The sequence below is a fragment of the Chryseobacterium sp. BGA-UO-ETr-SB22 genome (genome assembly GCF_059567885.1).
This window is the reverse complement of record NZ_JCAQOV010000005.1, coordinates 548,205-564,990: the sequence shown is the minus strand read 5'-3', so window position 1 is coordinate 564,990 and position 16,786 is coordinate 548,205. Positions and strand designations below refer to the sequence as shown.

The window sequence follows — 16,786 nt, the reverse complement described above, 5'->3', positions numbered from 1 at the left end:
TGCAACCTGTTATTCAACCTCTGACGAAGAACGTGTAAGTTGCTTAGCTTTAACATTTTATTTTATTAATAATGGATTTATTAAAGTACGTACAAGACAAGTACATCGCTAAAAAAGAATTCCCTGAATTCAAAGCAGGTGATACAATTACTGTGTATTACGAAATTAAAGAAGGACAAAAGACAAGAACTCAGTTCTTCAAAGGAACAGTTATCCAATTAAGAGGTACTGGTTCTACAAAAACTTTCACTATCAGAAAAATGAGTGGTGATGTAGGTGTAGAAAGAGTATTCCCTATTAACCTACCTGCGCTTCAAAAAATCGAGCTTGATAGAAAAGGTAGAGTTAGAAGAGCTAGAATTTACTACTTCAGAGACCTTAGAGGTAAAAAAGCAAGAATCAAAGACGCTGCTTACAAGAAGAAATAATTCAGACAACAATACATACAAAGAGAGGCTGTTTACACGTAAACAGTCTCTTTTTTTGTTTAAAACATTCTTTATTTTCTATTTGGAGTCCTTTTCCTGTTTCTAAATTATCAATATGTATTCATGTTTCATTACATACTGTAAAAGTGTTCTAACCCCTATCAAGCTTTAGAACCTTGACAGGGTTTGGCGGAGTTTTTAACTATCCGAACGCTTTATTACCTGTAAAAATATTACTCATGTTTTATGAGATACTGCAAAGGAGTTGAGCCTGTATGCTTTTTAAAAAATTCTATAAAAGCACTGTCTGACGAGAAATCTAAAATATAGGACACCTCTCCTATTGAATTACCTTCTACCAAAAGCTCAATCGATCTTTGTAACCGCCACTGCTGTCTCCATTCCTGATAAGATAACCCTGTTTCTTTTTTAAAAATACGGCTGATTGTCTTCTCCACTGCTCCGATTTTTTCTGTAAGATCTTTCAACATTGGTGGCATAGCATATCGCAGAGTCCACTCTTCTGAAATTTTCTTAAAACGCCTGTCTTGTGGCATTGTAAGTTCCAGTTTTTCCTCCGGAGCACTGTTCATTTCATCCCAAAATACATGCATCAGACTGGCCTGATCATTTCTGAGATCTGACCATTCCCAAAAGCAGATCCTTTCGATAATTTCTTTTAATAAAGGATTTACATGCAACACTCTAAGGCCGGAGCCCATATATTTTTCTGCATAACTTTTATCAAAATAAACTGATCTGTAAGCCACAATATTTCTGAAATTTACACGGTGAATCTCATTGGCAGGAATCCAGAGCATTCTGAAGGGAGGAAGTACCAACTGTCTGTCAGAGGTTGTGACCGTCATACAGCCAGATGGCGCATAGAGCAGCTGAACCTTCGTTGTATGAAGATGAAAGCCGGAATCATGCATCACCATATCAGAAGCTATTCCAATTACTTTTCCCTGAATAGAATCCGCATCAAACTCTTCATTTTGCTTCAATACAGCCATGTCTTATTTTTGATGTTTTTTGTTTTTATATCATTATAAATATACATTGAAATTTTGGAAACTTTGCAGAAAAAAAATGAAAAAGACAAATCCTATCTGGCTGCTGACCGTGCTTGTAATGCTTCCTCAGTTTGTAGAAACCATTTACAGCCCTGTTTTACCAATGGTACAGGAACAATTCGGAGTGAAAGAAGAATCTGTCGCCCTGACGATCAGTTTATATTTTATAGCATTTGCTCTGGGAGTAGCATTTTGGGGAGTACAATGTGACAGAATCGGAAGGAAAAAGGCCCTGGAATATGGACTTATCACTTATGGCATCGGAACTCTGACGGCTGTTTTTGCGCCTAGTTTTATGGTTCTTCTTAGCGCCAGGGTTATTTCTGCATTTGGAATCTCCGTGGGCTCTATAGTAACCCAAACCATTCTAAGAGACACTTATGATCAAGACAACATCAGTAAAGTATTTTCCTGGATCGGAATTGGTTTATCCATAAGTCCTGTAATAGGAATGACCACAGGTTCAGCATTGGCCAGTTCTGTTGGGCACCAGGGTGTTTTCATAACATTATGCCTGCTCGGAGGGCTGTTTTTTATTCTTTCCCGGAAAAAAGTTTCGGAAACCCATCATTCAGTAAAGAAAATTAACATGGGTATTTTAGCAGGTTTATTAAAAAGGATGCTTCGTGATCAGGCGATCATAAAATGCTGCTTACTGATTATGAGTTTTAATGTCTTGCTGTTTTCATACTATTCACTGGCTCCATTTATCTTTAAAGACAATCATTATTCCTCTTATGTTTTTGGATACAGCAGTATTATACTGGCTGGCGGAACATTTTCAGGAGCAAAACTTAATAGATTTCTGTTATTGAGGAATATACAACCTAAACACTTAGTTGAAGCAGGTACATTTACTGCATTTATAGCTTCTATTTTCGTATGGATTCTGACAAATGCAGGAATATATTTCTTAATTCCCTATTTTTTTATTGTTATGGCATTCAGTATGGCAGTCCCGAATATTCTGAGTACTGCACTTATCAATTATAAAAACGAAACCGGAAGTGCCGGAGCTTTATTGGGATTGATTTATTATGTACTGATAGGTTTAGGCCTGATAAGCATTGGCTTTATACAGAATTTAGGGATTTCATGTGTCTTATTTTCGGGAATTGGAGTTTGTACTTTACTACTTATTGATTGCAAGAAGCAATAAAATTGAAACATTAAGTTTAATGAAATGATAAGGAAAGCAAAGTAGCTTATTATTTTAATCATTAAAAAAAAACTTAATGTTTCAAGTATTCTATTGTATAAAATGATACAGGGCATCAAAAAATTGAGGATATACTTCTATGTGAGGAAGATGTCCTACATTTTCAATCTCTACAAGTTTTGAACCTGCAATTTCACGCTGAGTTTTCTTTCCTAATTCCTGATACTGCCCCATTTTCGGCTGAAGTTCCTTGGGAGCTCTATCTTTCCCGATTGCAGTTCTGTCCCTTGTTCCGATAATAAGCAATGTGGGAACTTTTATATTTTTAAATTCATAGCATACCGGCTGATTGTAGATCATGTCCGAGGTAAGCGCTGCATCCCATGCTACCTGAGGGTAATCTTTATGAAGCGTCCATCCTGCAATCAGATCAAGCCATGGCTGATATTCTTGTTTCCATTTGTTATCATAATAGAATTTCAGCTGATAATTTTTATAGGTTTCAGCAGTATTTTTCAGTTCAGATTGATATGCCTGATCAATAGTCTGGTAAGCTGCAAACGTTTTATAGTCTTCAAGTCCTATTGGGTTTTCCAGAATCAGTTTCTGTACTTTCTCCGGATACAGCAATGTAAATCTGGCCGCTACCATTCCTCCCATCGAATGCCCCAGGATTATTGCTTTATCAATTTTTAATTCATCTAAAACTGCTTTTGCATTTTCCGCCAGCTGTGAAAAAGAAAACTGGTAAGCATGAGGCTTTGATGATTTTCCAAACCCGATCTGATCTGGAATCACTACCCTGAATCCTTTCGCAGACAAATCTTTTGCTGTTTTCTCCCAATACGCTCCGTTGAAATTCTTTCCATGAAGAAGCATTATTGTTTTTCCATTTGGTTTTTGTGGCTGTACATCCATATAAGCCATTTTCAAATCTTCTCCCTGAGATTTTAAATTGAGAAAATGAACTTCATAAGGATATTTATAGTCGGAAAGCATGGCATCCAGAGGTTTTACCTGTGAAAATATAAAACCAGACATCATCAGTGCAAAAGCAGCCGTTATATTTCTGAAATCTTTCATGAAACTTTATTTTAAAGATTAAAATTAAAAAAAACCGCTCCAAAAGGAACGGTTCAACTATTATTTTATTTAAATATTTTTTAAGACAATTCTGCCATCGGAACTTCTTTTACTTTTTTTGAAGGTAAATTCATCAAAACAATAGCAAAAAGAATCAGGGCAATTCCTATCCATTGGATTAAAAATACTTTCTCACCCAATAAAACAAAAGCCATCGTTACAGAAACCGGAAGTTCCAGTGAGGAAACAATACTTCCCAGACCCAATCCCGCATTTGGGAATCCGACATTGAATAAAATTGGTGGAATAATGGTTCCAAAGAGAGCCAGTACAAATCCGTACGTCAGGAATATTGAATAATTAAATGAGTGAATATGTTCTGTATTTTCTGTGAAATTCAAGTACAATGATTTTAAACCATCAAAATACATAGGTCCTATCTGAGCAAAGAATAAAAATGCAAAAACCACTACGGAGCCACCTGCCAGCATGATAATACTTTTCCTGAAAACCGGAAGATGGGTTGCCAGTGTATTGGAAGTAAACATTGTCAGGGTATATGAGGCAGCCGCCATCAATCCCCAGAAAACTCCATGCCAGTCCAGCTCAATCTCCATATTGATAAGATTCGTGGCCAAAACAGTTCCCAACAATACAATAACCACAGAAACTACTTTTCTTGCATTGGGCAGTTTTTTTGAAATAATACTTTCCACTACCACGCTGAACCAGACGGACTGCATCAATAGTACAATAGCAATTGAAACATTGATATATTGTACCGCAATATAATAGAATAAACTTGTCCCTCCCAGAGAAGTTCCTGCAAGCAATAGCATTCTTACTTCTTTAGAATTGGGCAGCGATAACTTTTGTTTTGAGGTTAGGGTCTGAATAAGATTAAGGATCAAAAGTCCTATTAAACCTAATACGAACTGGGAAGTAGTCACTTCCGAAGTGGTGAAACCATCATGGTAAGCCATTTTCACAAAAGTGGCCAACATACCGTATATACTAGCTCCAATCCCTACAAATAAAACACCTTTTAGTATATTTTTCTTCTTCATAATTTTTTTACAGCCTGCAAAGTTACGACATATAAATTAAACCAATCTAAAGTGTTATCATGATAGATAAACAAAATCGCCACAAGCAAGCTTGTGGCGATTTTAAAATTGATTATAAATAAATTATTTTTTAACCATTACTTTTGAAGCTGCTTCGAAACCTAATCCTTTGATTTTAACCATATAAGTTCCGTTTACCAAATTGCTTGTAGAAATTGCTTTCTTAGCATCTGGTGAGATTTTATCTTCAGAAGAAACCAGTTTACCAGACATATCATAAAGTTCTACGCTTACTTTTCCAAGGGTATTGCTTGGGAAGTTGATATAAAACTCATCTTTAGCCGGATTTGGATAGATCAAAACTTTATTATCTTTCTTTGTTTTCACTTCATTAGTAGCCAACAAACATTCTTCAGGTACCGCAAAATTTTCTACCTGATCTGTGATATTATTCTTAACCCCAGCTGAAGCATTTAAACCTAAACCTCTTTTGGCAAAAACACCCCAAATCATACATTTATCCTGCCCTTGTGTAGTTGCTAATTCAGCCGCTAATATAGCATCTCTTCCTTCAATAAAACTAGGGTTACATGCCTGAAGCTTTAATGCATTGGTGACTAACTGCAGTACTCTTGTACTTCCATTTGTAGTATTTGACAATACATCTGAAGAATATCCATATTTTTCAACATATTTCCAGTGAAGATCCCACAGCATTGTTGCCCAAACAAACCCAATGGAGTGTACGTCCGGAACCAAACTCCCATTTGAAGTATATTGCATTGTATTAGTATCTCCATAAGTAAAATCATTAATGGCAAAGTTAGGAGAATATCTTGCTGGTCTTATACCTCCTCCTTCATTTGGCTGTCCACCTACGTATGTACCCATACCTCTTGGTACTAAAGCGTTATCTCCTGCTTTATTTGTTAACATTAATGCAAAGAAATCAGACCATCCTTCACCCATTTGTTCTTTACTTACATTTGCGCTCAAACATGATGAACCTGTACCTGTAAGTCGATTTGAAATTCCATGTCCATATTCATGAATAACAATTCCATTATCGAAGCTTCCATCAGGAACTACATTATATATTGGATCTTTTTTTAATGTAACATTTACAGTTGCATTGGAAGCAAGCTGACTTTTTATATATTCTCCTTCTGAATTTGTAACAAGTATCGAAGGAATTGTAATCGTAGCATCTGCACCTCCCATGGCAGGTGGAATATTAACCGCTCCTGTATTATTATACACTATAACTCCAACAGCTCCAGCATTTTGAGCATTCTTTACTTTTACTGTAAAGCCACAATTGGTTCCTCCTCTTTCAATAAGTCCAATCTTTCCTGTAAGAGCTCCTGCTGGTAATGCCTGGCAACCTTGTATATCTGGTGAAAGTTTTACATCTCCAGTTACACCTAAAACATTTAACGCTGGACCAAACGCAGCTCCTATAACTATTGGCTCACGGGTAACCGCAGAACCGGGGCTATTATAAAATAGTAATCGGCTATTGGTTGTTGACCAAAGATACATCTGCATCCTAGGATTATAGCCATCTTGAGGAGGAGTAAAGTTTGCATTATTTAAGCCACCTCCATCTTGAGCTTCTGCATACACAGAATCATCATCTCCTCCTACAGGCCCATTACCAAAATTGTTCTGCTGGAAGTTTCTGGCAGATTCTGTAAATCCGAATTTATAAAAAACATCATGAATTTTGTTGTTCAGATAGAATAAATTGGTAATTGCTGCATTCCTGTTGTTTACAGAAGTTTCGTTGATATTAAAAGGAAAATTAAAATTTCTGGTAGCACCACCTTCAGCTGGGGTACCTGTAAGATAGTCAGGTGCCGTTAAAGCCGTTCCAGCAACATCCTCATAAGCAAAAACGTTGTTTCCTCTGGTAACCGTGTAATGATTAACTCCATCAGAATGCCATCCTTCAGGGGAAGCACTTAGATTCCAGGGATTGGTAAGAACTGATCTTGCTCCAAATGTAGGCGCTTCAATAGGCAATGGAAATACATTATAGGATGCATTATCCGGTAAAAGTAACGGAATATTATTCTGTGTTACATTATTTTGAGGCCCCATTAGGGTATTTTCAAAATGATCAGCATGGCTGTACTCAGCATCTGAGCTATAAGCATCATGATGGAAATTACAGGATAAAGTCAGATTGTTTTTTAACAGGATGTTTCCATTATTCGCATCTACTAAAATATTCCAGTAATTTGGAGTCTTGGGTTCCGTTAAGGTATATTCATAGGCTAAACGCAAGTTACCACTCTCGTCATTGGTATATACAAGTCTTTGATTGGCTGATGTCGCTCTTTTTTGAGTCTTCTCAAGATATTCAAGAATCGTAAAATTTGCAATATCAGGATTTTTCAGATCTTCAGCAATTTTTTGAAGAGCTGTATTCTTATTAATAACAGCTGTACCCGATGTAGATGCAGTATAATCTTTTACAAAATTATCTGTGTAGTAAACAATTTTACTGTCCTTGATCAATGCTGTTCCTACAGAGCTGTATATTGGTAAACCATTATAAGTCTGTAAAAATTTAACAACATTACCATTCAATGATTTTGACGGATCTACATTATCAACAATGATATTATTAAGATCAGATTTTTTATACTCTCTTATTTTATTTTGAGAAATATAATCTTTAATCAGTTTTTCATTATCCTGTCCAAACAATACTGTCGGAAATGCAGAAAATACTGCAAATAAAATAGGTAGAGCTTTGTTTTTCATATCCATTATTAAAGCTGCTAATCTACAAATAATTCACAAACCATCAATGTTTTTTTTATTTAAAATTTAAAAATAAACAAATACATACAAACCTATTATATTGGAATTGTTTTACATATTTCTCAATAAGGAGAACCTCGTCATAAATTTATGCCTACCACATTATATTTACCTTATTTTTAGATCTTTCTGATTTAATTACTTTATTAAATAAATCACACATCAATGGATATTCTTAATGATTATTGATCCCTATTTTTTTTGAAAAATTTTGTTTTCTGATGGCATATTACTGTTTCTTTCCTTATCAAGTTTTACATTTTATTGTATTAACATAAAAAAAGCCGCTCAAACGAGCGGCTCCTTATATATCAATGGTTCAAAGATTATTTACCTTCTTCCATTTTTCTTTTCAACTCTGCTAATGCATCGATGTCTCCAAGAGTAGATCTTTCTTCGTTGTTTGAAGAAGAAGATACGTTTCTAGAAGAAGATTCTTTAACGTTTTTCTTTTCTTCGTCTCTGAAGATACCTGTGTGAGATACTACTACTCTCTTGAATTCTTTGTTGAATTCGATTACTTTGAATTGAGCATCTTCACCTTTTTTGATTTTAGATCCATCTTCTTTCTCTAATAATCTTGAAGGACAGAAAGCTTCAACCTCAGCATCTTCGAATTGAACAGAAGCTCCTTTATCGTGAACTTCTACAGCTTTACCAGCGTGGATAGTTCCTTCAGCATATTTAGTTTCGAATTTATCCCATGGGTTTTCAGTCAATTGCTTGTGACCTAGAGATAATCTTCTAGCTTGGATATCTAATTCAAGAACTACAACATCTAATTTATCACCTACTGCACAGAATTCAGATGGGTGCTTGATTTTCTTAGTCCAAGAAAGATCAGAGATGTAGATTAATCCGTCGATACCTTCTTCTAACTCTACGAATACACCAAAGTTAGTAAAGTTTCTTACAGTTCCTACATGCTTAGATCCTAATGGATACTTAGTTTCGATATTTTCCCATGGATCTTTAGACAATTGCTTGATACCAAGAGAGATTTTTCTGTCTTCTCTATCTAAAGTTAATACTTCAGCTTCTACTTCATCACCTACTTTTACGAAATCTCCAGCAGATCTTAAGTGAGTAGACCAAGACATTTCAGAAACGTGGATTAATCCTTCTACACCTGGAGCGATTTCTACAAATGCACCATAGTCAGCAAGAACTACTACTTTTCCTTTTACTTTATCTCCAACTTTCATGTCAGCAGAAAGAGCATCCCAAGGATGAGCTTCTAATTGCTTCATACCTAATTGGATTCTTGTTTTCTCATCATCAAAATCAAGGATTACAACTTTTACAGTCTGTCCGTCCTCTAGGATTTCAGATGGGTGGTTCACTCTAGACCAAGAAAGGTCTGTAATGTGGATCAATCCATCAACACCTCCTAAGTCAATGAATACACCGTAAGAAGTAATATTCTTAACAGTACCTTCAAGAACCTGACCTTTTTCAAGCTGAGCGATGATTTCTTTTTTCTGACCTTCGATATCTGCTTCGATCAATGCTTTGTGAGATACAACTACGTTTTTGAACTCAGGGTTGATTTTCACAACTTTGAACTCCATAGTTTTTCCTACGAACTGATCGTAATCTTTAATTGGCTTAACGTCAATTTGAGAACCAGGTAAGAATGCTTCGATTCCGTGAACGTCAACGATCATACCACCTTTAGTTCTTGATTTAACAAAACCGTTAACGATTTCTCCAGTTTCGTGAAGTTCGTTTACTTTATCCCAAGCTTTAAGCGTTCTAGCTTTTCTGTGAGATAATTGTAACTGACCAGTTTTGTCTTCTCTCTTGTCAACCATTACTTCTACCTCGTCACCTACTTTTAGGCCTTGGTTGTAACGGAATTCGTTAAGAGAAATAACACCTTCAGATTTGAAGTTGATGTCTACGATAGCTTCTTTATCAGTTAATCTTACTACTCTACCAACTAAAACGTCATTATCGTTTAGGCTGTTAAGAGATCCGTTGTAGATTTCTTCTAAATCGCTTTTTTCTTTTCTCGCATCTGCATCAAGACCTGATTCGAAAGAATCCCAATCAAATTGTTCTGGTGCTACGTTTTGGTTTAATAAAACCTCTGCTGAATTTGTCTCTTTTGACATTTTCTAATAAAATTTGTATTCCTTCTTTTTTAATGGCTTGAATAAATGTGGATCTAAAAAATACGGAAGTAATTAATTTTTAATATTTTACCTTTTCAAACCTTTCACACAAAAGTGGGTGCAAAGATAGGAATTTTATTTTATATTAACAATGGGTTTTCTACTCCTTCTTATTAGAAATCAAGTAGAAACTTAAGTCTAATGTAATAGATTCATTCCCTGAAATGTTTTAATAGAAATTACCGGGATTTATCAAAAATAATTAACAAATCAATAAACCATGCAAAAAATTTTCCTATTATTTGCTATCATCTTTCTTTCATATCCTATTAATACAGTAAAATCTTGTACTATATTTTCGTGTTCGAGAGGTGGAGAAATGTTCGTTGCCGCCAATGAAGACGACATGACTCCTTTTACAAGAATCTGGTATAATCCTGCCACCAAAGACCGTTACGGATCCATCAGCTTTGGAGCTCCTGATATGCAAACTGCCGCAGCGATGAATGAATATGGGCTTTTCTATGATTTTGCTGCAGCTAATTACAATTTGAGTAAATTGAACCTAAAGAATCCTTACAAAGGAGATTTGATGTGGGAAATACTGGGAAAATGCAAAACCGTAAAGGAAGCCATGGTCTTTTTAAAAAAATATGATTACGCCATATCTTCCAAAGCCCTACTTGCTGATAAAGAAGGAAATTCTGTTGTGATCACCCCCGAAGGAATCATAGAAAAAACTGGTGCCTTTCAGGTGAATTCAAACTGTAATATGATCAATGGAAAACTCTCATGCAGAAGACCGGATATAGCCAATGAAATGCTTACTGCTTCTAAGGAAAATAATGTTGGATTTCTAAAAACTATTTTAGATAAAACACATCAGGAAGGAGAACTGAATACTCTATATTCTACCATCTGTAATCTTAAAAAGGGAATTATTTATGTGTATCTTTTTCATGACTACAATACAGTATATAAAATTGATTTAAAATCAGAACTCAAAAAAGGATACCGTATAGAAAATCTGGCAGATCATTTCCCTACTTCATTCGCATATGAAAATTTCTCAAAAAACCATTCTTTATACCTTAAGGAATCTATTTTCCAAGAAATACAGAAGGAAGACCCCGATACCACAATCGACCGCTATATCTCAGAAAGTAAAAAATCAGACCCAAAGAATAAAAATCTGGATTCTGCTCTGCTTGAAGTGGCTTTACAATTGATTAAATACTCATGGAATGAGCATAATAATGGCGCCATGTGGGATTACTGGTTCAGCAAACCTAACGGGTATGATGTAAAACCCTACAAAGACAACCGTCTGACCTCTGCTGAAAAGCTTCTAAAATACCTCTCGACTAAAGAAGAAAAAGATCTCAAACTACGAAATTTCATATACGAAATTTCAGGCTTCATCAATTTAGCTCAGGGAAATACCAGTACCGCCAAAGAATTTTATGAAAAGGCCATTTCAAAACCCGAAGAAGCTTATCCTGTTACTTTATTAAGGGGAAAAGAGATGTTGAGCAGATTGAAATAGAAGCAGATATTAGATTTTCAGATTGAGACTGAAGTTTACGTTGAAATTAAGTACATTATTTAAACACCCTTGTATCTAAACGCTTAAACTCTCCCATTCTCAAAACCTGCATCCATACTTCAAAAACTCTCCATGTCAAAACTTGCCCCCTAAATTCACTACCTTTGCACCATGGAACTACAATCAATCTATCAAAAACTGCAGATTCAGGATATGAATCAGATGCAGAAATCTACTTATACTGCGTCTGAGAACAATACAGACATTGTTTTACTCTCTCCTACAGGATCTGGAAAGACCCTTGCTTTTCTATTGCCGGTTCTCCGGAATCTGAAAAAAAATGTTCAGGGAGTTCAGGCATTAATATTGGTTCCGGCCAGAGAATTGGCTTTACAGATTGAGCAGGTTTTTAAAGCTATGGGAACAGATTTTAAAGTATCTGTTTGCTATGGTGGACATGATAAAAAAATTGAGGTCAACAACTTAATTGAAGCTCCTGCAGTTTTAATAGGAACTCCGGGAAGGGTTGCTTACCACGTGAGAAATAATAATTTTGATCCGAAAACGATTAAAACACTCGTTCTTGATGAATTCGACAAAGCGCTGGAGCTAGGTTTCCATGAAGATATGGAGTTTATTGCAGGTTCATTAAAAGGTCTTTCACAAAGAATTTTAACTTCAGCTACAACGATGGATGAAATTCCAACGTTTACCGGTTTAAAGAATGAAAAAACCATTGACTTTTTAAAACTAAGTGAAGTAAAACCAGATATCCAATTACGAAAAGTAATGACAATTTCTGAGGAAAAACTGGATACTTTATTTAATTTAATCTGTAAGATAGGCAATAAAAGGACTCTTATTTTCTGTAACCACCGTGAGGCTGTTGATAGAATCTCAGAGCTTCTTCATCAGATGGGAATCGACAGAGAAACCTTCCATGGCGGTATGGAGCAGGATGAAAGAGAACGTGCATTGCTCAAATTCAGAAATGATTCTGCCAGAATTCTTATCACTACGGATCTTGCTGCCCGTGGACTTGATGTTCCGGAGGTAGAATCTATTGTACATTATCAGCTTCCTCCAAAAGAAGATGCTTTTATCCACAGAAACGGACGTACTGCAAGGATGAATGCCAAAGGTTTTGTATACCTCATTATGACAGAGGAAGAAAACTTCCCATTCATTAAAAACAATACTCCTGAAGAAAGTGTCACTGGATTTACTAAAGTGCCGGAAAAAACACCTTTCCAGACTATTTATATCAGCGCAGGAAAAAAAGATAAGGTCAACAAAGTGGATGTTGTAGGCTATCTCATCAAAAAAGGAGAACTTCAGAAGGAAGATATCGGTTTGATTGAGGTAAAGGATACCACTTCTTATGTTGCTGTTTCCAGAAGTAAAGTAAATGCTGTTTTAAGAAAGCTTCAGAATGAAAAACTAAAGGGGAAAAAGGTAAAAATGGAAGTTGCTTACTAACTTTAAAGCGTCATTCTAAAATTTATAAACCACAAAAGCTTCAATATTTAAAGAAAAAGTAATTAACCGTCTGAGAATTCCCCTCCTCCGGAGGGGTGGCGAAAATTCAGAGAATTTTTGACGGGGTGGTTTCAACAATATAGTAAAAGAGCTCTGAAATTTCAGAGCTCTTTTATTTATATAAACATTGAATGCTATTTTATTCCTCTTACTCTGGTAGGAAATGTATACACAGATTTTGAAGCAGTAATAAATAGAATATCATTATTTTTTCCACCAAAAGTTACATTGGAGGTCCATTTTTCAGGAATAGGAATATGGTAAATTTTCTTTCCGGAACGGTTAAAAACATGTACCCCATCTCCTGTCAAATAAAGATTTCCATGCTTGTCCAGCTCCATTCCGTCTGATCCCATTTCACAGAAAAGTCTTTTTTCAGACAGTTTTCCTTCGCCCAATATGTCATATACATACGTTTTCCCGGCATCAATATCAGAAAGGTATAATTTTTTCAGTTTTTCGCTGCCTACAATTCCATTCGGCTGAGTAAATGTATCCAATTTGGTAACTTTCCCTGCTTTATCTCTGTAGTAAAGGCTTTTATGTGGAAGTTCCTGTTTAAAACCTATCCAATAATCTCTTTCGTATAATGGATCTGTAAAATACATTCCTCCGGTTTCATCATTCCAGACATCATTAGGGCCATTCAGTCTTTTTCCTTCAAAACCTCTAAGCAGGACTTCTACTTTTTTGTCTTTGGAAATTTTCCAGATTTCTCCCTGATCATCTGAGCAGGTAATTAAATATCCGTCTTTGTCAAAGTGCGTTCCGTTGGCCCTTCCCGTCTTGTCTAAGAATTCTATTACCTTATTGCTTTTCCAATCCCAATAATAGATCTTATCATTGGGTTGATCGGTAAAGTAAACATTCCCTTCTTTATCTGCTGATGGCCCTTCTGTGAAACTGAACGTATCTGAAACCATTTCTGGTTTTACTCCCTCATAAAACATTTTACTATAATTTACTGATTGACAGTTTACCAATGCGAAAACCAAACCAATCATGCCTATTTTAAAGATATTCTTCATACTTCATTTTTAGACCTGCAATTTACAATATGACTTACAGGTTTCAAAATATTTTCTCATTTTGATATAATAAAAACCAAGAACACAAAATGTCCTAATTGTCCTATTTTTGAAGTAGATCCTATTAGTAATAAGAGGATATAATCCGGAGCTTTGCAGTAACAGGATCGATCACTTTTTTCAATGATAAAATCAATTCAAAAAATAGGATGGATCCGGATGAAAATAGTACCAATATACTTTTATAGCATACAACAATGAGCGCAGAGTCCAACAATATCAAGTCTTTGGAAATTGAAAATGAAGATTTCAGAAATTCAGTGGGAACAATGGATGAAACCGGAAAAAGGAAGTGGATATTCCCCAGAAAACCTAAAGGAAAATACACCAACTACAGAAATTACACCAGCTATCTTCTTCTTGCTATCTTTTTCGGACTGCCTTTTGTAAAGATCAACAATAATCCTTTTCTGCTCATCAATGTCATCGACAGAAAATTCTTTATCCTTGGACAACCTTTTTACCTGCAGGACTTTTTTATCCTTGCATTAGGAGCGGTAACTTCTGTTATTTTTGTAATGCTATTTACTGTAGTTTTCGGAAGAATATTCTGTGGCTGGCTTTGTCCTCAAACTCTTTTTATGGAAATGGTTTTCCGTAAAATAGAATTCTGGATTGAAGGAGACCGAAACAAACAGATGAAACTCGACAGACAGGAATGGGATGCTGAAAAAATCCGAAAAAGACTGACAAAATGGTCTGTTTTTATTTTGATTTCGCTGGTCATCTCTACTTTCATGTTTATGTATATTGTAGGCTATGAGCAGGTTTTCCAGATTATGCTGGAAGGGCCTTCAGAACATCCTTTGAAGTTTATTACGATGATCTTTTTCACGATGACTTTCTATTTTGTTTTTGCATGGCTTCGTGAGCAGGTATGTACTCTGGTTTGCCCTTATGGAAGACTTCAGGGAGTTTTAATTGATAAACAGACAATCAACGTATATTACGATTTTAAAAGAGGGGAAGGCCGTTCAAAATGGAGAAATAATGAAGACAGAAAAGCGGCTGGTAAAGGAGATTGTATAGATTGTAATCAATGCGTTGTTGTCTGTCCTACGGGAATTGACATCAGAAACGGACAACAATTGGAATGCGTTAACTGTACCGCCTGTATTGATGCCTGTGATGAAGTAATGGAAAAGGTAGGTTTACCTAAAGGATTGGTTCGTTATGCTACAGAATCAGAAATTGAAAACCGCGAGAAATTCAGATTTACTCCGAGAATGAAAGCTACGACCGTTATTCTGGCATTACTGATCGGATTTCTTGGATTTTTAATGTACGACCGAGGTTCTATGGAAGCGAAATTCATTAAACCGGCAGGCTCTACATTCTTCGTTAAAAATGGTAAAATTACCAATACCTTTATTTATACGCTTCTGAATAAATCTAATGAGAAAAAGACTTTAAGTATCAAAGTTATCACTCCATCAAATGCAGAAATCACGTATTTCGGTTCTGAAAAAATCATCTTGAAAGGAGATCAGATCCTGAAAGGAAATATCAATATTTCCTTCCCTGAAGATGAGATTAAGTTTTCAAAACAAAATATGATCATCGGAGTTTTTGATGAAGAAGGAAAACTGATAGATTCATTTGAAACAACTTTTGAAGGACCGTTTAAGTTAGCTCTTTAGGAAGAAGATAATAGGTTGCAGGAATTAGGGAAAATGCGCAGTGAAATATTGATAGAGATTTTATTATATCAATGGTGAATTTTGCTTCGCAAGTGAATAGTTAATCTTAACAGAGAACTAAGATATCAGAACTGATAACCTTAAACATTGAACTATCAACTAAATTAAGCCTTATATTTCCTCATAAACTGAGTGGGAGTCATTCCGGAGCTTTTCCGGAATACTCTTACAAAGTAGGAATATTCTTCATATCCTAATCTGAAAGCAATTTCAACCAGGCTTTCGTCCAGATACATCAACATTCTTTTGGCTTCCAGTACTACTCTTTCTGTAATAACATCTGTAGCTGTTTTTTGAACAACAGTCTGTACAATTCTATTCAGATGTTTGGAGGAAATCCCTAATAAAGAAGCATAATGGGTAATCGATTTATGTTCTGCAAAATGCTGTTCAATCAGATTTTCAAAATCCTGATAATGTTTAAAATAGGAAAGTCCAGCGGCAGAATCCTGCGTATCAAAGTCTCTTGAAAATAATCGGGTGGAATTAATAAAGATCTGAGACATCAATGACAAAATAAGCCCTTCTTTCATTATATTTTTAGCCTGATGCTCTTCTCCGAGTTCCTTAAATAAACTAATATTCTTCTTCAATTCCAAAGCATCCAGTTGAAGTTTTCTAGGAAAAGACACAGATCCAAAAAAAGGGAAATTCCTCAGTTTCTGATTTACATAATGCATTTCATAAAATTCCTGAGAACAAAAGAAAATATAACCTTCTATATCTTCCGAAAGCTCCCAACTGTGAATCTGTCCGGGTGAAAGAAAGAAAAGGCTCCCCTCAGAAACATCGTATTTCTGAAAATCAATTTCATGTACCCCTGCTCCTTTGGTGAAAAGAACAGCAGCATAAAAATCATGCCTGTGTGGCTTTTCTATATGACGATGTCCTACCACCAAATGATTCTTCATCGTGTTAAAATAAAAATCTGAAGTATTTTTACCTGCCTGAAAAAGATCGATATGAAGAACAGAGATTGGATTCATCACTTATATTTATATGCTTTGTAAGGATTCACAAATTTAGACAAAAAAAAGACCAGTAATACCGATCTTTCTTATCCGTTACAAACTAATGTATGCTATTTTATAATAAGTTTACTGTTGTATAATGAAAGTCAGACCCTACTTTTTCCAATATATTTGGATACA

12 protein-coding genes are annotated in these 16,786 nt (G+C 35.4%); 5 read left to right on the top strand and 7 right to left on the bottom strand.

All coding sequences use genetic code 11. From position 1 onward, the window contains the following. Positions 1–71: 71 nt before the first annotated feature. On the top strand, positions 72–428 hold the full coding sequence (gene rplS, locus AC57AW_RS09790; protein WP_047376947.1) for a 50S ribosomal protein L19: 357 nt from the start codon (positions 72–74) through the stop codon (positions 426–428). Positions 429–661: 233 nt separating this feature from the next. Here the strand turns inward: rplS and AC57AW_RS09785 are convergent, their stop codons facing one another. Then, positions 662–1,444, bottom strand: coding sequence for an AraC family transcriptional regulator (locus AC57AW_RS09785; RefSeq protein WP_496351707.1), 783 nt, complete (start codon positions 1,442–1,444; stop codon positions 662–664). Positions 1,445–1,520: 76 nt separating this feature from the next. Between AC57AW_RS09785 and AC57AW_RS09780 the strand changes: the two genes are divergently transcribed. Beyond that, positions 1,521–2,663, top strand: a complete 1,143-nt coding sequence (locus tag AC57AW_RS09780) for a multidrug effflux MFS transporter (RefSeq protein WP_496351706.1) — start codon at positions 1,521–1,523, stop codon at positions 2,661–2,663. Between the two features lie 90 nt (positions 2,664–2,753). Here the strand turns inward: AC57AW_RS09780 and AC57AW_RS09775 are convergent, their stop codons facing one another. The 4 genes from AC57AW_RS09775 to rpsA all read right to left on the bottom strand — a co-directional run bounded on the left by AC57AW_RS09775 (position 2,754) and on the right by rpsA (position 9,762). Beyond that, the gene (locus AC57AW_RS09775; protein WP_496351705.1) at positions 2,754–3,746 is read right to left on the bottom strand and encodes an alpha/beta fold hydrolase; all 993 of its coding nucleotides are present in this window, start codon (positions 3,744–3,746) and stop codon (positions 2,754–2,756) included. Between the two features lie 80 nt (positions 3,747–3,826). Continuing rightward, positions 3,827–4,813, bottom strand: coding sequence for an EamA family transporter (locus AC57AW_RS09770; protein ID WP_496351704.1), 987 nt, complete (start codon positions 4,811–4,813; stop codon positions 3,827–3,829). Positions 4,814–4,936: 123 nt separating this feature from the next. Further along, positions 4,937–7,585: a T9SS-dependent M36 family metallopeptidase gene (locus AC57AW_RS09765; RefSeq protein ID WP_496351703.1), complete on the bottom strand. Its 2,649-nt coding sequence runs from the start codon at positions 7,583–7,585 to the stop codon at positions 4,937–4,939. A gap of 386 nt (positions 7,586–7,971) precedes the next feature. Further along, a complete protein-coding gene (rpsA, locus tag AC57AW_RS09760) occupies positions 7,972–9,762 on the bottom strand; it encodes a 30S ribosomal protein S1 (protein ID WP_318848154.1) in 1,791 nt (596 codons plus the stop codon). 280 nt (positions 9,763–10,042) lie between these two features. Between rpsA and AC57AW_RS09755 the strand changes: the two genes are divergently transcribed. Both AC57AW_RS09755 and AC57AW_RS09750 read left to right on the top strand, forming a co-directional pair. Then, the gene (locus tag AC57AW_RS09755; RefSeq protein WP_496351702.1) at positions 10,043–11,308 is read left to right on the top strand and encodes a C45 family peptidase; all 1,266 of its coding nucleotides are present in this window, start codon (positions 10,043–10,045) and stop codon (positions 11,306–11,308) included. A 171-nt stretch (positions 11,309–11,479) separates the two neighbouring features. Beyond that, complete coding sequence (locus AC57AW_RS09750; RefSeq protein ID WP_496351701.1) at positions 11,480–12,787, top strand: DEAD/DEAH box helicase; 1,308 nt, start codon at positions 11,480–11,482, stop codon at positions 12,785–12,787. A 194-nt stretch (positions 12,788–12,981) separates the two neighbouring features. On the opposite strand, the gene AC57AW_RS09745 is transcribed toward AC57AW_RS09750, so the two are convergent. Continuing rightward, a complete protein-coding gene (locus AC57AW_RS09745) occupies positions 12,982–13,875 on the bottom strand; it encodes an SMP-30/gluconolactonase/LRE family protein (protein WP_496351700.1) in 894 nt (297 codons plus the stop codon). A 257-nt stretch (positions 13,876–14,132) separates the two neighbouring features. Between AC57AW_RS09745 and ccoG the strand changes: the two genes are divergently transcribed. Continuing rightward, the gene (ccoG, locus tag AC57AW_RS09740; RefSeq protein ID WP_496351699.1) at positions 14,133–15,575 is read left to right on the top strand and encodes a cytochrome c oxidase accessory protein CcoG; all 1,443 of its coding nucleotides are present in this window, start codon (positions 14,133–14,135) and stop codon (positions 15,573–15,575) included. A 164-nt stretch (positions 15,576–15,739) separates the two neighbouring features. On the opposite strand, the gene AC57AW_RS09735 is transcribed toward ccoG, so the two are convergent. After that, positions 15,740–16,621, bottom strand: a complete 882-nt coding sequence (locus AC57AW_RS09735; RefSeq protein ID WP_496351698.1) for an AraC family transcriptional regulator — start codon at positions 16,619–16,621, stop codon at positions 15,740–15,742. Positions 16,622–16,786 lie beyond the last annotated feature (165 nt).

Excerpts from the sequence above, each read along its gene's own strand:
- AC57AW_RS09765 (WP_496351703.1), bottom strand. The coding sequence starts at position 7,585 with ATGAAAAACAAAGCTCTACCTATTTTATTTGCAGTATTTTCTGCATTT.
- AC57AW_RS09735 (WP_496351698.1), bottom strand. The coding sequence starts at position 16,621 with ATGAATCCAATCTCTGTTCTTCATATCGATCTTTTTCAGGCAGGTAAA.
- AC57AW_RS09770 (WP_496351704.1), bottom strand. The coding sequence starts at position 4,813 with ATGAAGAAGAAAAATATACTAAAAGGTGTTTTATTTGTAGGGATTGGA.
- AC57AW_RS09750 (WP_496351701.1), top strand. The coding sequence starts at position 11,480 with ATGGAACTACAATCAATCTATCAAAAACTGCAGATTCAGGATATGAAT.
- AC57AW_RS09775 (WP_496351705.1), bottom strand. The coding sequence starts at position 3,746 with ATGAAAGATTTCAGAAATATAACGGCTGCTTTTGCACTGATGATGTCT.
- ccoG (WP_496351699.1), top strand. The coding sequence starts at position 14,133 with ATGAGCGCAGAGTCCAACAATATCAAGTCTTTGGAAATTGAAAATGAA.
- rplS (WP_047376947.1), top strand. The coding sequence starts at position 72 with ATGGATTTATTAAAGTACGTACAAGACAAGTACATCGCTAAAAAAGAA.
- AC57AW_RS09755 (WP_496351702.1), top strand. The coding sequence starts at position 10,043 with ATGCAAAAAATTTTCCTATTATTTGCTATCATCTTTCTTTCATATCCT.
- rpsA (WP_318848154.1), bottom strand. The coding sequence starts at position 9,762 with ATGTCAAAAGAGACAAATTCAGCAGAGGTTTTATTAAACCAAAACGTA.
- AC57AW_RS09745 (WP_496351700.1), bottom strand. The coding sequence starts at position 13,875 with ATGAAGAATATCTTTAAAATAGGCATGATTGGTTTGGTTTTCGCATTG.
- AC57AW_RS09785 (WP_496351707.1), bottom strand. The coding sequence starts at position 1,444 with ATGGCTGTATTGAAGCAAAATGAAGAGTTTGATGCGGATTCTATTCAG.
- AC57AW_RS09780 (WP_496351706.1), top strand. The coding sequence starts at position 1,521 with ATGAAAAAGACAAATCCTATCTGGCTGCTGACCGTGCTTGTAATGCTT.